Annotated in this window: 14 protein-coding genes and 1 riboswitch; of the genes, 2 read left to right on the forward strand and 12 right to left on the reverse strand. The window is 71.7% G+C overall.

Annotated features, from left to right (window positions below; all coding sequences use genetic code 11):
* Positions 1-2: 2 nt before the first annotated feature.
* From ACFWU3_RS27010 to ribD, 10 genes are all read right to left on the reverse strand, one after another.
* Entirely contained in the window at positions 3-1,094 is a 1,092-nt protein-coding gene (locus tag ACFWU3_RS27010) for a hemolysin family protein (protein WP_313947519.1), read from the reverse strand.
* Complete coding sequence (locus ACFWU3_RS27015; RefSeq protein ID WP_384442745.1) at positions 1,091-2,431, reverse strand: hemolysin family protein; 1,341 nt, start codon at positions 2,429-2,431, stop codon at positions 1,091-1,093. Before ACFWU3_RS27015 ends, ACFWU3_RS27010 begins: the two co-directional genes overlap by 4 nt.
* A 202-nt stretch (positions 2,432-2,633) precedes the next feature.
* Positions 2,634-3,089, reverse strand: coding sequence for a PH domain-containing protein (locus tag ACFWU3_RS27020; RefSeq protein ID WP_384442748.1), 456 nt, complete (start codon positions 3,087-3,089; stop codon positions 2,634-2,636).
* A gap of 14 nt (positions 3,090-3,103) precedes the next feature.
* Positions 3,104-3,952, reverse strand: coding sequence for an ATP phosphoribosyltransferase (gene hisG / locus ACFWU3_RS27025; protein ID WP_384442751.1), 849 nt, complete (start codon positions 3,950-3,952; stop codon positions 3,104-3,106).
* Between the two features lie 50 nt (positions 3,953-4,002).
* Positions 4,003-4,275, reverse strand: coding sequence for a phosphoribosyl-ATP diphosphatase (locus tag ACFWU3_RS27030; RefSeq protein WP_142215995.1), 273 nt, complete (start codon positions 4,273-4,275; stop codon positions 4,003-4,005).
* Positions 4,276-4,346: 71 nt separating this feature from the next.
* On the reverse strand, positions 4,347-4,832 hold the full coding sequence (gene ribH / locus ACFWU3_RS27035; protein ID WP_313947514.1) for a 6,7-dimethyl-8-ribityllumazine synthase: 486 nt from the start codon (positions 4,830-4,832) through the stop codon (positions 4,347-4,349).
* 24 nt (positions 4,833-4,856) lie between these two features.
* Positions 4,857-6,146, reverse strand: a complete 1,290-nt coding sequence (locus ACFWU3_RS27040; RefSeq protein ID WP_313947513.1) for a bifunctional 3,4-dihydroxy-2-butanone-4-phosphate synthase/GTP cyclohydrolase II — start codon at positions 6,144-6,146, stop codon at positions 4,857-4,859.
* The gene (locus ACFWU3_RS27045) at positions 6,143-6,796 is read right to left on the reverse strand and encodes a nicotinamide riboside transporter PnuC (protein ID WP_384442756.1); all 654 of its coding nucleotides are present in this window, start codon (positions 6,794-6,796) and stop codon (positions 6,143-6,145) included. The genes ACFWU3_RS27040 and ACFWU3_RS27045 overlap by 4 nt, the downstream gene beginning before the upstream one ends.
* On the reverse strand, positions 6,793-7,401 hold the full coding sequence (locus ACFWU3_RS27050) for a riboflavin synthase (RefSeq protein ID WP_384442759.1): 609 nt from the start codon (positions 7,399-7,401) through the stop codon (positions 6,793-6,795). Before ACFWU3_RS27050 ends, ACFWU3_RS27045 begins: the two co-directional genes overlap by 4 nt.
* A gap of 2 nt (positions 7,402-7,403) precedes the next feature.
* The gene (gene ribD, locus ACFWU3_RS27055) at positions 7,404-8,477 is read right to left on the reverse strand and encodes a bifunctional diaminohydroxyphosphoribosylaminopyrimidine deaminase/5-amino-6-(5-phosphoribosylamino)uracil reductase RibD (RefSeq protein WP_384442762.1); all 1,074 of its coding nucleotides are present in this window, start codon (positions 8,475-8,477) and stop codon (positions 7,404-7,406) included.
* Between the two features lie 153 nt (positions 8,478-8,630).
* Positions 8,631-8,761, reverse strand: a riboswitch (FMN riboswitch).
* A gap of 286 nt (positions 8,762-9,047) precedes the next feature.
* Between ribD and ACFWU3_RS27060 the strand changes: the two genes are divergently transcribed.
* Complete coding sequence (locus tag ACFWU3_RS27060) at positions 9,048-9,788, forward strand: SDR family oxidoreductase (RefSeq protein ID WP_384442765.1); 741 nt, start codon at positions 9,048-9,050, stop codon at positions 9,786-9,788.
* A gap of 665 nt (positions 9,789-10,453) precedes the next feature.
* Here the strand turns inward: ACFWU3_RS27060 and ACFWU3_RS27065 are convergent.
* A complete protein-coding gene (locus ACFWU3_RS27065; protein WP_384442768.1) occupies positions 10,454-11,623 on the reverse strand; it encodes an ROK family transcriptional regulator in 1,170 nt (389 codons plus the stop codon).
* Between the two features lie 91 nt (positions 11,624-11,714).
* On the opposite strand from ACFWU3_RS27065, the gene ACFWU3_RS27070 reads away from it, so the two are divergent.
* Positions 11,715-12,929, forward strand: coding sequence for an MFS transporter (locus tag ACFWU3_RS27070; RefSeq protein WP_384442771.1), 1,215 nt, complete (start codon positions 11,715-11,717; stop codon positions 12,927-12,929).
* Positions 12,930-12,996: 67 nt separating this feature from the next.
* On the opposite strand, the gene ACFWU3_RS27075 is transcribed toward ACFWU3_RS27070, so the two are convergent.
* Positions 12,997-14,280 (reverse strand): alginate lyase family protein, encoded by a 1,284-nt coding sequence (locus tag ACFWU3_RS27075; RefSeq protein WP_384442774.1) that lies wholly within the window; start codon positions 14,278-14,280, stop codon positions 12,997-12,999.
* Positions 14,281-14,378 lie beyond the last annotated feature (98 nt).

The following is a 14,378-nucleotide window of genomic DNA, read 5'->3' on the forward strand; positions in this document are numbered from 1 at the left end:
CCTCAGCCGACCAGCGCGGTGTCCCGGGCCGGTGGTGTGGTCCGGGGCGTGGAGGGCACGGTGATCCGGTGGGACGGGTCACGGACCTCGCCGACCAGCATCTCCAGCACGTCCTCCAGCGCGACCAGGCCCAGTACCTGCCCCGACGCGTCCGCGACCTGCGCCAGATGGGTGGCGGCCCGTCGCATCACGGTGAGCGCGTCGTCCAGCGGCAGTTCGGCCCGCAGCGTCGCCATGGGCCGCCAGATGTGCTGGGGCACGGCCCGTTCGCGGTCCTCCAGGTCGAGGACGTCCTTCACATGGAGATAGCCCATGTACGGCCCCGGCCCCTCGGCGCTCACGGGGAAGCGGGAGTAGCCGGTGCGGACGGTCAGTTCCTCGATCCGGCGCGGGGTGACCGACGGCGGGACCGTGACCAGGGCCGCGCGGGTGATCAGGACGTCGCTCACCGGGCGGGAGCCCAGTTCGAGGGCGTCCTCCAGCCGCTCCTGCTCGGCCGGCTCCAGCAGTCCGGCCTGCCCCGAGTCCTCGACCAGCTGGCCCAGCTGGTCGCTGGTGAAGACCGACTCGACCTCGTCCCTCGGCTCGACCCGGAAGGCACGCAGGACCAGCCGGGCACAGGCGCCGAGTGCCGCGGTGACCGGACGGCACAGCCGGGCGAAGGCGACGAGGCCCGGGCTGAGCCAGAGCGCGGTCTTCTCCGGTGCGGCCATGGCGAGGTTCTTCGGGACCATCTCGCCGATGACGAGATGCAGGAAGACGACCACGGCGAGCGCGATCACGAAGCCGAGGGGATGGATCAGGCCCTCGGGGACGTGTGCCGCGTGGAAGACCGGCTCCAGCAGATGCGCGACGGTCGGCTCGGCGACAGCGCCGAGCGTCAGCGAGCAGATCGTGATGCCGAACTGCGCGGCCGCCATCATCTGCGGCAGATTCTCCAGTCCGTGCAGCACCTGGCGGGCCCGGGCCGAGCCTTCCGCGGCGAGGGGTTCGACCTGGCTGCGGCGGACGGACACGAGCGCGAACTCGGCCCCGACGAAGAACCCGTTCGCGAGTACCAGCAGGCCGGCGAAGGCGAGTTGGAGAACGCTCATCGTGCGGCCTCCGTGAGCACCGGGACGTCGGCGGTGCGCACGAGGCGCACCCGCTCGGCGCGGTAGCGCTCCACCTGGCGCACGGAGAGCCGCCAGCCGGGGAGTTCCGCGCGGTCACCGGGGGCGGGGATGCGGCCCAGCAGATCGGCGACGAGTCCGGCCACGGTCTCGTACGGGCCGTCGGGCACATCGAGACCTATACGGCGCAGGGTGAGCACCCGGCAGCTGCCGTCGGCCTCCCAGGCCGGCCGGCCGTCCTCGGCGGCCACCGGCGCGAGCTCGGGCTGGGCGTCGGCCTCGGCGTCGTGCTCGTCGCGGACCTCGCCGACGAGCTCCTCGACGATGTCCTCCAGCGTGACGACCCCGGCCGTGCCGCCGTACTCGTCGACCACGACCGCGATCGGCTGCTCGCTGCGCAGCCGCTCCAGCAGCTGCTGGACGGGCAGGGTCTCGGGGACCAGCAGCGGCGCGACGGCGACCCGGTCGACGGGGACGCGCGTGCGCTGGTCGGCGGGAACGGCGAGGGCGTCCTTGAGGTGCACCATGCCGACGATCTCGTCGATGCGTTCGCGGTAGACGGGGAAGCGTGAAAGCCCGGTCGCCCGGGTGAGGTTGAGGACGTCGGCCGCCGTGGCGTCGGTCTGGAGCGCGCTCATCTTCACCCGCGGCGTCATCACATGCTGCGCCGTGAGATGGCCGAGCGAGAGAGTGCGGACGAACAGGTCCGCGGTGTCCTGCTCCAGCGCGCCGGCCAGAGCCGAGTGGCGGGCCAGGGACATCAGCTCGCCGGGAGTGCGCGCGGACGCCAGCTCGTCGGCCGGCTCGACACCGAACAGTCGCACGAGACGGTTGGCGGCCGAGTTGAGCAGCGTGATGACCGGTCGGAAGAGGGTCGAGAACAGATGCTGCGGGCCGGCGACGAACCGCGCGACCTGGAGCGGCCGGGACACGGCCCAGTTCTTCGGGACCAGCTCGCCGATCACCATCTGCACGGCGGACGCCAGCAGCATGCCGATCACCACCGCGGCTCCGGAGACGGCCCCCGCGGGCAGCCCGGTGGCCGTCAGCGGCCCGTGGAGCAGCTGGGCCAGCGCCGGTTCGGCGAGCATGCCGACGACGAGCGAGGTGATGGTGATGCCGAGCTGGGTGCCGGACAGCTGGAACGACAGCTCGCGCAGCGCCCGGACGACGTTGCCGGCCCGGCGGTCGCCCTGGGCGGCGGCCCGTTCGGCGTCGGGCCGGTCGACGGTGACGAGACCGAACTCCGCCGCGACGAAGAAGCCGTTGGCGAGGATCAGAAGGAAGGCTGCGGTGAGCAGCGACAGGGGGATGATCATGCCGCCGCCTCCTGGGAGGGGGCGGCGCAGGTACTACCGGACGATCCGTCCATTGCTGGAGGGAGTCACTCCTCGGGTCGGTGGAGAGTCCCGCGGGCCGCGAGCGGCCGGGGGTGGGCGGGACGGGGCGCGCCGGGCGCCGCCGTCACCAGAGTAGACAAGCAAGCCGCGGACGCGGCAGGGGCATCGCCGCTCGAAACGCTCAGTGAGCGTCCGAGCTGCCGCGGGACTCCGACAACGCCCGCAGTGCGCGGGCGTCACGGATCGCGTGCTGCTTGGCGATTCCGGGCTGGATGCCCAGTACAGGCAGGCTGGTTCCGTCACTCAGATCCAGGAAGACCCAGGGGTCACCCGGACGGAGGTTGACACGGAGGATCTGCGCCCATTCCAGGCGCCGGGTGCTGGTGAGGTTGACGACGGTGACCCCGCTCGCATCGGCCACGACCTTGGGCCGGCTCAGCAGCGTCAGGACGCCGAAGAACAGCACCGCGGTGAAGACGAAGCTGCTCCGCTCCCCCACGCTGAGGTTCTCCAGCAGAAGGGCGACGGCCGTGATGACGACGAACATCACCGCACCCACCGTCAGCAGGACGACGCGGGTGCGCGTGGGCCGGAACGTGACCGGCAGCGCGGGGATTTCGGGCGCGGAAGCGGGCATGGTGTCGGGCATCCTCAGAGCCGGCAGGCGTGGATGGCGGTGGTGAGGATGGCGCGGGCGCCCAGGTCGTAGAGGTCGTCCATGATCCGCTGCGCCTCCTTGGCGGCGACCATGGAGCGCACGGCGACCCAGCCCTCGTGGTGCAGGGGCGAGATGGTCGGGGACTCGAGACCCGGGGTGAGGGCCACGGCCTGCTCCAGGTGCTCGACCCGGCAGTCGTAGTCCATCATCACGTAGCTCCGCGCGACCAGGACGCCCTGGAGACGGCGCAGGAACTGCTGCACCTTCGGGTCGTCGGTGTCCGCGCCGGTGCGCCGGATGACGACCGCCTCGGAGGTCATGATCGGCTCGCCGATGACTTCGAGGCCGGCGTTCCGCAGCGAGGTCCCGGTCTCCACGACGTCGGCGATGACCTGGGCCACACCGAGCTCGATCGCTGTCTCGACCGCTCCGTCGAGGTGGACGACGGAGGCGTCGATACCGTGCTCGGCGAGGTGCTTGGCGACGATGCCCTCGTAGGAGGTGGCGACCGTCATGCCGCCGAACTCGCCGACCCCGGACGCGGTGCCGGGCTTGGTCGCGTAGCGGAAGGTGGAGCGGGCGAAGCCGAGCTGGAGGATCTCCTCGGCGCTGGCGCCGGAGTCCAGCAGCAGATCGCGGCCCGTGATGCCGATGTCGAGCCGGCCGGAACTCACATAGATCGCGATGTCGCGCGGGCGCAGATAGAAGAACTCGACCTCGTTCTCGGGGTCGACGAGCACGAGCTCCTTGGACTCCTTGCGCTGCTGGTAGCCCGCCTCATGGAGCATCGCCGACGCAGGTCCGGACAGTGAACCCTTGTTGGGGACGGCGATGCGCAGCATGAGTCGGGCTTCCTTCGTGCGTAGGGAGTGTTCTGCGGTGACGGGTGTGCTCAGAGGTGGGCGTAGACGTCGTCGAGCGAGATCCCGCGCGCGACCATCATCACCTGGACGTGGTACAGCAGCTGCGAGATCTCCTCGGCGGCGGCTTCCTTGCCCTCGTACTCGGCGGCCATCCACACCTCGGCGGCCTCCTCGACGACCTTCTTGCCGATGGCATGCACTCCCTTGTCCACCAGTTCGGCGGTACGGGAGGTGGCCGGGTCGCCGTTCTTCGCCTTGAGCTGCAGCTCGGCGAAGAGCTCTTCGAAGGTTTTGTTCGCCATGATGGTCTCAGAGTAAGGGGTGCGGAACGGAGGACACGCAGCGCCTCGGCCGACGGGCGCCTGCCGGACGCTCAGCGCCAGGGTTCGCTGACGGTCCGGAGCGTGGCCGCGGTGGCCACGGCGGCGGTCACGGCTTCGTGCCCCTTGTCCTCGTGCGAACCCTCGATCCCGGCCCGGTCCAGCGCCTGCTCCTCGTTGTCACAGGTCAGTACGCCGAACCCGATCGGGACACCGGTGTCGATCGACACCTGGGTGAGGCCCTGGGTGACGCCCTGGCACACATACTCGAAGTGCGGTGTACCACCGCGGATGACGACGCCGAGCGCGACGATCGCGTCGTAGCCACGGCCGGCCAGCACCTTGGCGACCACGGGAAGCTCGAAGCTGCCGGGGACGCGCAGCAGTGTCGGCTCGTCGATGCCCAGCTCGTGCAGTGCGCGCAGAGCGCCGTCGACCAGCCCGTCCATGACCTTCTCGTGCCACTGCGCCGCGATCACCGCGACCCGCAGGTCGCCGCAGTTGCGTACGGACAGTTCGGGTGCACCCTTGCCGCTCATGTCTCTCCTTGACGCTTACTGGCTTTACTGGTTGCCGCAGGCGGACGCGCCGGTGGCGTCGAGCCGGGGCAGGTCGTGTCCCATCCGGTCCCGCTTGGTGCGCAGATACCGGAGGTTGTGCTCACCCGCGTGGACGGGCATGGGCTCGCGGCCGTGCACGGTGAGGCCGTGCCGGACCAGCGCGCTGATCTTGTCGGGGTTGTTGGTCATCAGCCGCAGGCTGCGGACACCGAGATCCTCGAGGATCTGGGCGCCGGCCGCGTAGTCGCGGGCGTCCGCGGGCAGCCCCAGTTCGAGGTTGGCGTCGAGCGTGTCGCGGCCGCGCTCCTGGAGTTCGTACGCCCGCAGCTTGGACAGCAGACCGATGCCGCGGCCCTCGTGGCCGCGCAGATAGACGACGACGCCCCGGCCGTTCTTGGTGATGTGCTCCATGGACTCCTGGAGCTGGGGGCCGCAGTCGCACCGCAGCGAGTGGAAGATGTCGCCGGTCAGGCACTCGGAGTGGACGCGCACGAGGACGTCCTCGCCGTCGCCGATGTCACCGTGGACGAGCGCGACGTGCTCGATGCCGTCGACGGTGGAGCGGTAGCCGTAGGCGGTGAACTGCCCGAAGGACGTGGGCAGGTTGACCGCGGCCTCGCGCTTGACCGTCGGCTCGGCGGAGCGCCGGTAGGCGATCAGGTCCTCGATGGAGATGATCGTCAGACCGTGCTTGCGGGCGAACGGGATCAGTTCGGGCAGCCGCAGCATCACCCCGTCCTCGCCGGCGATCTCGACGATCGCGCCGGCGGGACGCAGACCGGCGAGCCGGGCGAGGTCGACGGCGGCTTCGGTGTGACCGTTGCGGACCAGGACGCCGCCGGACTTGGCCCGCAGCGGGAAGACATGGCCGGGGCGCACGAAGTCGGAGGCTTCGGCGCGGCCGCCGGCGAGCAGCTGGAGTGTGGTGGCGCGGTCGGCGGCCGAGATCCCGGTGGTGACGCCATGGGCGGAGCTCGCGTCGACGGAGACGGTGAACGCCGTCTGCATGGACTCGGTGTTGTGCTCCACCATCTGGGGCAGCTCCAGCCGCTCCAGTTCGTCGCTCTCCATCGGCGCGCAGATCAGACCGCGGCACTCGCTCATCATGAAGGCGACGATCTCCGGGGTGGCCTTCTCGGCGGCGATGACGAGGTCTCCCTCGTTCTCGCGGTCCTCGTCGTCGACGACCACGACGGGACGTCCGGCGGCGATGTCACGGATGGCCTGCTCCACCGGGTCGAGTGCGAAGTCCTCGACGTTGTCGGTGGAGTACCAGGTGGGCTGTGCCGTCATGCTGCTGCTCCTTCCAGAGCGGGCTTGACGCTCCCACGGGAGCGCAGCCACCAGTCGCGCATGCCCCACAGGACGAGCGCGAAGTAGACCACGTAGACCAGGCCGGAGAAGGCCAGGCCGCTGTTGAAGGCCAGGGGGACGCCGACGAGGTCGACGAGCAGCCAGGCGAACCAGAACTCGACCAGCCCACGGGCCTGGGCGACCATCGCGACGAGTGTGCCCACGAAGATGTACGCGTCCGCCCACGGGCTCCACGACAGCGACGGGTAGAGGGTGAAGAGCCCGCCCACCGCGAGCGTGCCGACGACGGCACCGCCCGCGAGGAGACCGCGCTCCTTCCAGGTGGCGAAGCGGACGGCGATGGACCCGTCCTGGGCCTGCTCCCGGCCGCGGCGCCACTGCTGCCAGCCCCACAGCGCCACGCCGATGACGAGGAGCTGCTTGCCGACTCCGCCGCTGAGCTGGGCGGAGGCGTACGCCGCGACGAGGATGACACCGGAGGCGAACTGGGCCGGCCAGGTCCAGATGGAGCGCCGCCAGCCGAGCGCGAGCGCGAACAGCCCGACGCAGTTCCCGATCATGTCCGACCACAGGATGTGCTGGTCGAAGGCCGTGAAGGCCTCGGCGTTGAGCCAGGACAGAGCGCTCACCGGGCTGTCTCCTCGTTACCGGCGCCGAGCAGCCGCTCGACGTACTTGGCGATGACGTCGACCTCGAGGTTGACCGGGTCGCCGCTCTGCTTGATGCCGAGCGTGGTCAGCGCGAGGGTCGTGGGGATGAGGCTGATCGTGAAGTAGTCGGGTCCGGCGTCGACGACGGTGAGGCTGACACCGTCGACCGTGATGGAGCCCTTCTCGACGACGTAGCGCGTGAGGTCGGCGGGGAGCGAGATCTTGACGATCTCCCAGTTCTCGGAGGGCTTGCGCTCCAGGACCGTGCCGACGTTGTCGACATGTCCCTGGACGATGTGCCCGCCGAGCCGCCCGCCGACGGCCATGGGCCGTTCGAGGTTGACGCGGGAACCGGCCCGAAGCGCACCGAGGCTGGAGCGGTCGAGTGTCTCGGCCATGACGTCGGCCGTGAACTCGCCGTCGGCGGTGTCGACCACGGTGAGGCACACGCCGTTGACGGCGATCGAGTCGCCGTGCTTGGCGCCGTCGGTGACGACGGGTCCGCGCAGTCGGAAACGCGAGGAGTCGCCGAGGTTCTCGACGGCGGTGACCTCACCCAGTTCTTCGACGATTCCGGTGAACACGCTCAGCGCTCCTTCGGTGTGGCAGTGATACGCAGATCGGGGCCGATACGGACGGCTTCCGTCACGTCGAGGCGCAACGCCTCGGGGAGAGTGGAGATTCCGGCGTCGGCGAGGGCCGCGGGGCCCGCGCCGAGGAGGACGGGGGCGAGATAGCCGACGACCTCGTCGACCGCTCTTTCGGCGACGAAGGCGCCGGCGAGAGTGGGCCCGCCTTCGAGTAGTACGGAACGGACGCCGCGTTCATGAAGGGCCGCCAGCAGGGCCGGCACGGACAGCCCGCGCCCGGCCCTCGGCAGCCGTACGACATCGGGGAGATCGGTGGTCGCGTCGTCGGCGATCGCGACCAGGGTGGGCGCGGCGTCGTCGAGGACCCGGGCGCCGGGCTTCACCGCGGTGGCCTCGGTGTCGAGAACGACGCGCAGGGGCTGGGTGGCGCCCTCGATCCCGCGGACCGCGAGGTGCGGGTCGTCCGCGCGGGCGGTGCCGGAGCCGACCACGACCGCGTCGGCCTCGGCGCGCAGCCGGTGGACGTCGGCGCGGGACTCGGGCGAGCTGATCCAGCGGCTGGTGCGGTCGGCGGCGGCGATACGGCCGTCCAGGGTGGCGGCGTACTTCCACCGCACGAAGGGGCGGCCGCGGCGCATGGCGGTGAGCCAGGCGGTGTTGCCCGCCGCGGCCTCCTCGGCCAGCAGGCCGGCCTCCGCCGGGATCCCGGCGGCGCGCAGGGTGTCACCGCCGCCGGTGGCCTGCGGGTTCGGGTCGGCGACGGCGTACACGACGCGGCCGATCCCGGCGTCGACGAGCGCCTGGGAACACGGGCCGGTGCGACCGGTGTGGTTGCAGGGTTCGAGGGTGACGTACGCGGTGCCGCCCCGGGCCCGGTCGCCCGCGTCGCGCAGGGCGTGGACCTCGGCGTGCGGGCCGCCGGCGCGCTGGTGGTAGCCCTCGCCGACGATCCGGCCGGAGGCATCGGTGATGACACACCCGACGACCGGGTTGGGGCTGGTGGAGCCGAGTCCGCGGGCGGCGAGCGTGATCGCTCGGCGCATGGCGGTGATGTCGGCTGCGGTGGCCACCGGGTCCTCCTGCCTCTTCGGGCACGGACTCCGGGGCCTGTCGACGAACGACAGAGAAGCGGGACGTCGCCGTACGGCTGCGCCTGGGCCGAGCACGCCGGTTGTCGTGAAACAACCAGCCACTACGGCCGGCATGCCGCGTAGGGCCGCCCGCCGCGCACTGCCTCCCATCCGGACTTTAACCGTCGGTCCAGGAATTTCACCTGGTCAACCGGCCGCTGGATGCGGACGGGTCGCGGACTGTAACCGCCGGTTCGGAATTTCACCGACCCCGGAGTGCGCTGCTGCTGATACAGGGCAATTCTGCCACGCCTGGGCGTGGGCCATGCGAGTGATCAGATGTGTGCTGACTCACAAGTCTAGACATGCCGCGCAAGAGGGCGAGTGCACGGCCGGGACCGCGGGGTGAACACCCCGCGAACCGACGTTGGTTCAGACCTATTGACGCACTGGTCTAGTCCTTTTAGTCTCAGCCCACCTCGGCATGCGCGCGGGGTGTGGACTGCCCGGCGGCGGAGTCCCGGCCCTTGCCGCCGTCGGGCTTCTGCCGGACCTGGCAGGGTGGGCGCCATGACCTCGATCCTGGTGACGGGCGGCACGGGAACCCTGGGCACTCTGGTGAGCGCGCGCCTGCGCCGCGACGGGCACGACGTCCGCGTCCTCAGCCGCCATGCGCACCCGTACGCCGTGGATCTGCGCGACGGTAGGGGCCTGGACGCGGCGGTCGAGGGGGTCGACACGATCGTCCACTGCGCGACGAGCCCGCGCGGGGGCGACGACCGATCGGCGGCCCGGCTGGTCGAGGCCGCGCGGCGGGCCGGCGTCGGACATCTGGTCCACATCTCCATCGTCGGTGTCGACCGGGTGCCGCTCGGCTACTACCGGGTGAAGCGCGAGACCGAGCGGCTGATCGAGCAGTCGGGCAGCCCGGGGTGGACGGTGCTGCGCACGACCCAGTTCCACGAGCTGGTGCTGAGCCTGCTGTCCGGCGCGTCCAGGCTTCCCGTACTGCCGCTGCCGTCGGGTGTGCGCGTCCAGCCTGTCGACGCGGGCGAAGTGGCCGACCGGCTGGCCGAGTTGGCCCTCGGACCGCCCGCGGGCCGAGTCGCCGACATGGGCGGCCCCCAGATCCGGCCGCTCGCCGACCTGGCCCGCGACTACCTCCGGGCGACGGGACGCCGCCGGGCGATCGTGCCGGTACGGCTCGCGGGCAAGGCGTACGCGGGCTTCCGCGCGGGCGGCCATCTGACACCGGAACGGGCCGTGGGGCGGGTCACGTTCGAGGAGTTCCTGGCACGGCGGAAGGGCTGAGCGTCGCGGTACGGCCGGGCTCGCGTTTTCGCGCTGAGCGTCCTGGTACCGCGGGGCTGCGTCCTCGCGCCGAGCGTTCTCGTACCGCGGGGCTCGCGTCCTCGCGAGGAGCACCTCCGGTACCGCCGGGCTTGCGTTTTCGCGCTGAGCGTCCTGGTACCGCGGGGCTCGCGTCCTCGGGCCGAGCGTTCTCGTACCGCGAGGTTGCGTCCTCGGGCCGAGCGTTCTCGTACCGCGAGGTTGCGTCCTCGCGCCGAGCGTTCTCGTACCGCGGGCTGCGCTGAGCACCCGGCGTCGAGCGCCCAGGTACCCCGGACCCGCGCCTTCGCGGGGAGCGCCTCCGGTACCGACAGGCTCACGACCGTACGCCGAGCGCCTGGTGCCGGGCCGGGCTGAGCACCCGGCGTCGAGCGGCCCTGGTACCGCCGGGCTCGCGCCTTCGCGCTCAGCACCCCGGTCCGCCGAGCCGGCGACCCGCAAGCCGGACGGGCATGCGCCTCAGAGCTGCGCCGAGCGCCCCGGTATCGCCAGGCCGGCACCTCGCACACTGAATGCGCGGGCGCCGCAAGCTTGCGTCAGCCCCCCTGGTACCGCCGGGCCCGCGGCTTCGCAAGGAGCACCCTGGTACTGCCGGGCCCGCGCCCGCGCGCGCCGCGCCCGAGAGCTCACGCCCCCGGTGCGAACAGCTCGTCCTGCGCCGCCTCCCGGGCCGTCAGCAGCGCGCCGTGCAGCACCGCGTCGCCGCCGAGATCACCCGCACGCACCTGGGTCGGCAGCGGAGTCAGCGCCGCCAGCTTGGCCTCGACCCTGGCGGCGAGCTCCTCACCGCCCGCGCGGCCGACCTCGCCGCCCAGGACGACACAGCCCGGGTCGAGGACCGAGGCCACCGCGGCCGCACCGAGCGAGAGGCGGTGCGCCAGTGCGTCGAGGAAGTCGGTGTGGCCCGAGGCGACCGCCTCGGCGACCAGTGCGGCCGCCGCGGGACCGGGCGCCGGAGCGGCCTCGATGCCGTACTTTCCGGCGAGTTCGCAGATCGCGGCGGAGCCCGCCAGCGAGTGGAAGCCGCCGTCGCAGTCGTTCGCCGACGGCAGCCCGGCCGTGCCCGGCACCGGCAGGAAGCCGATCTCGCCCGCGCCGCCCGATGCTCCGCGGCGGAGTCTGCCGTCCAGGAAGAGCGCGGCGCCGACGCCGTGGCCGAGCCACAGACAGACGAAGGTGTCCCGGTCGCGCGCGGCGCCGGCCCGCTGTTCGGCGAGCGCGGCGAGATTGGTCTCGTTCTCCACCACGACCCGGGCCGGCAGCCTCTCCTGGAGCGCCGCGACCAGGCGGCGGTGCCACGCCGGCAGTCCGGAAGTGTCACGCAGTTCGCCGCTCATCGGGTCGATGAGGCCGGGCGCCCCGATGCCGACGCTGTGCAGCCGGGCCGCGCCCGCCTCCCGCACGGTCCGTTCCAGGAGGGCGACCGCCCGCTCGACGGCGGGCTCGGTGCCGGTGTCGTCGCCGATGGGCAGCGACGCCTCGGCGAGGGTGACGCCGAGCAGATCGGCGACGACGAGGGTCAACCCCTGGGTGCGGACGTCGAGGGCGGCGAGGTGCGCGCGGTCGGCGACGATCCCGTACACCCGGGCATTGGGCCCGCGCCGCTGCTCCCCCGACTCTCCGACGACCTGGATCAGGCCGGAGCCCTGGAGCCGTTCCACCAGGTCGGCGACGGTCGGCCGGGACAGGCCGGTCATGGCCTTGAGCTGCCCTGCCGTCAACGGGCCCTCGCGCTGGAGCAGTTGAAGCGCGACCCGGTCGTTGATGGCCCGGGCGGTACTGGGGGATGCGGGCATGCCTGGATCCTTCCAGATCTGATCCGGCCACTATTTATCAGGCAGGGTTCCTGATAGTTTACGCGAACCAACCACGGGGAGGAGCAGCTTCATGGCGGAGGAAGCGGCCTACGGGCAGCGGCAGTTGCGACGGGCACGGTACGCCGTCGCCGCGGTCTTCTGTGTGCACGGCGCGGTCACCGGCAGCTTCGCCACCCGGATCCCCTGGATCCAGGACCATGCCGCGGTCAGCGCGGGGCAGCTGGGTCTCGCCCTCGCCTTCCCCGCGCTCGGCGCGTCGGTCGCGATGCCCCTCGCCGGCGCGGTCAGCCACCGCTTCGGCGCCCGCAACGCACTGCGCGGACTGCTCGCCCTGTGGACCCTCGCCCTGACACTCCCGGCCCTGGCGCCCAACCTGCTCGGTCTGTGCGCGGCGCTGTTCGTGTTCGGCGCGACGGCGGGCATGTCCGACGTGGCGATGAACGCCCTCGGCGTGGAGATCGAGAACCGTCTCGACCGCTCGATCATGTCCGGACTGCACGGCATGTGGAGCGCGGGCGCTCTGATCGGATCGGCCGGCGGAACCCTCGCGGCCCATCTGGGCAGCGACGCCCGCCTGCACCACACCCTGGCGGCGCTGACCCTGACCGTGCTCGGACTGATCGCCTGCCAGGGCGTACTGGATCTGCGCAGCGCGCCCGACGAGGAGCCGCCGCCGCGCTTCGCCCTGCCGCCCACATCGGCCGTCGTCATCGGGGCGATCGGCTTCTGCGCGGTCTTCGCGGAGGGCGCGAGCCTGGACTGGTCGGCCGTCTACCTGCGGGACGTGATGGACACATCGCCGGGTCTCGCGGCCGCGTCGACCACGGCCTTCGCCCTGACGATGGCGGTCGCCCGGCTCGCGGGCGACCGCATCGTGGACCGCTTCGGCCCCGTGCGTACGGTGCGCTGGGGCGGAGTCCTCGCGACGGCAGGCGGGCTCACCGTGGTCCTCGCACCGCATCCGGCACTGACGATGACCGGTTTCGGATTCATCGGACTCGGTGTCGCCGTCGTCGTCCCGCTCGCCTTCGCGGCGGCCGGACGCAGCGGCCCGAACCCCAGTCAGGCCATCGCCGGCGTCGCGACCATCACCTACACCTCGGGTCTCATCGCGCCGTCGGCGATCGGCGCGGTCGCCGACGCCACCAGCCTGGTGGTCTCCTTCTCCCTGGTGACGGCCCTGGCGTTCGGGCTGACCCTGGGGGCCGGAGTGCTGCGGTCGGCCGGGCGGGAGCAGGCCAAAGCGGGGACTCAGGACCGGGCCGTATCCGAGCCCCGGACCTGAGGCCCGGCCCTGAGCCGTTCATGGAGCCCGGCGGGCGCTGCGCGCGCCGGGTCATTCCGCCGCCGGGTCAGCCGGCGATCGAGTCGAGCTGTTCCGCCGCGGGCCGCAGCGCCCAGAGATCTCCGCCGGGAGGCGCCTGGAGCCGGGGGACGGCCGCCTTGGCCCTGCGGTCACCCGCGTCGGCCGCCGCATGGACGACGTCGGTGGCCGCGTACCGGTAGAACTCGAGCTCAGGATGCGGCCACGGGGCCGCGCCGGTCGCCGCGGGCAGCAGATAGTCGACGGCCTTGAACAGGCTCTGGCCCTGCGGTCCCCGGTGGGCCCACAGGTCGACGCCGACCTTGTCGCCGATGTCCGCGAGGCGGGTGTACGCGACCAGGTCGAAGGTCGAGTAGTGCCAGCTGCGGGTGCGGGCGAGCTCCTGCGGCTGGCTCCCGTCGGCGGCTATCTGCGGGTCGATGCGCTTGGCGCGTGCGTCGAGGACGGTCCGGCGGGCGAGCGCCTTGTCCCCGGTCGCGACGGCGAGAGCGGCGACCTGCATGTCGTGGAAGGTGCCGTGGTTGTTCTTGGCCGCCGCCTCCTCCTTGCCGAACGGGCTGTTCACCAGCCAGTCCAGGAAAGCGGTGTTCCAGGCACGCATACCGGCACGGTCCTTCCCGGACCAGCCGGGAGCGCCGGTGTCGAGGATCGCGATGGCGTCCAGCACGCTCGTGTACATCTGCGAGAAGTCGATGATGCCGATCGCCCGGCCGTCGTACTTGCAGGGGATGAACTGCCCGTGATTCAGATGGGGGTTCATCCGGGTGGCCGGGTCCACGAACCAGGTGCGCAGGATCTTCGAGGCGTGCTCGGCGTACTTCTTCTTGCCGGTGTAGTACCAGGCGAGGCTGAGCGTGGTGGTGGAGTTGACGACCTTGCCGATGTCGGGGCGGTCGGTGCCGGTGTCGACCTCGGGATTGCGCTCGCCGTCCCGCTGGACGTAGGGACAACCCCACGGGTTCTCGGGGGTCTTGGGCTGCGAGGGCCACCAGTAGGGCGCCTGGCTCAGATAGTCGTGGACATCGCCGCTCGGGGCGGGCTTGGGCTTGTCCACCACGGTCCACGGCCCCTGCCCGAGCCAGCCGTCCGCGCGGACGGTCAGATCCCTGGCGGCCCGGCGCAGGGCCGGATCACCGCGCTCCAGCCGCTTCCTGGCCTCCTCCAGCCTCTTGCCGTCGATGACCGGCGTCCTCGGCACCTGGTGGGAGCCGGTGGTGGCGGCCTGGGACGACGCGGTCGGTACGAGGACGGCGACACATCCGGCGAGGGCGGTCAGCACAACTGCCCAGCGGCGTCGGGGTCTTCCGGTCATCAAGCACTCCCATCAGATATGTGAATGAGATTCATGAACGGGGCCGTGCGAGCGTAGGGCCACCAGGTACGGGTGACAATGCCGCGCGCACGATTCAC

The organism is Streptomyces sp. NPDC058685, from assembly GCF_042714725.1.
GTDB lineage: Bacteria > Actinomycetota > Actinomycetes > Streptomycetales > Streptomycetaceae > Streptomyces.

Excerpts from the sequence above, each read along its gene's own strand:
- ACFWU3_RS27010 (WP_313947519.1), bottom strand. The coding sequence starts at position 1,094 with ATGAGCGTTCTCCAACTCGCCTTCGCCGGCCTGCTGGTACTCGCGAAC.
- ACFWU3_RS27015 (WP_384442745.1), bottom strand. The coding sequence starts at position 2,431 with ATGATCATCCCCCTGTCGCTGCTCACCGCAGCCTTCCTTCTGATCCTC.
- ACFWU3_RS27020 (WP_384442748.1), bottom strand. The coding sequence starts at position 3,089 with ATGCCCGCTTCCGCGCCCGAAATCCCCGCGCTGCCGGTCACGTTCCGG.
- hisG (WP_384442751.1), bottom strand. The coding sequence starts at position 3,952 with ATGCTGCGCATCGCCGTCCCCAACAAGGGTTCACTGTCCGGACCTGCG.
- ACFWU3_RS27030 (WP_142215995.1), bottom strand. The coding sequence starts at position 4,275 with ATGGCGAACAAAACCTTCGAAGAGCTCTTCGCCGAGCTGCAGCTCAAG.
- ribH (WP_313947514.1), bottom strand. The coding sequence starts at position 4,832 with ATGAGCGGCAAGGGTGCACCCGAACTGTCCGTACGCAACTGCGGCGAC.
- ACFWU3_RS27040 (WP_313947513.1), bottom strand. The coding sequence starts at position 6,146 with ATGACGGCACAGCCCACCTGGTACTCCACCGACAACGTCGAGGACTTC.
- ACFWU3_RS27060 (WP_384442765.1), top strand. The coding sequence starts at position 9,048 with ATGACCTCGATCCTGGTGACGGGCGGCACGGGAACCCTGGGCACTCTG.
- ACFWU3_RS27065 (WP_384442768.1), bottom strand. The coding sequence starts at position 11,623 with ATGCCCGCATCCCCCAGTACCGCCCGGGCCATCAACGACCGGGTCGCG.
- ACFWU3_RS27070 (WP_384442771.1), top strand. The coding sequence starts at position 11,715 with ATGGCGGAGGAAGCGGCCTACGGGCAGCGGCAGTTGCGACGGGCACGG.
- ACFWU3_RS27075 (WP_384442774.1), bottom strand. The coding sequence starts at position 14,280 with ATGACCGGAAGACCCCGACGCCGCTGGGCAGTTGTGCTGACCGCCCTC.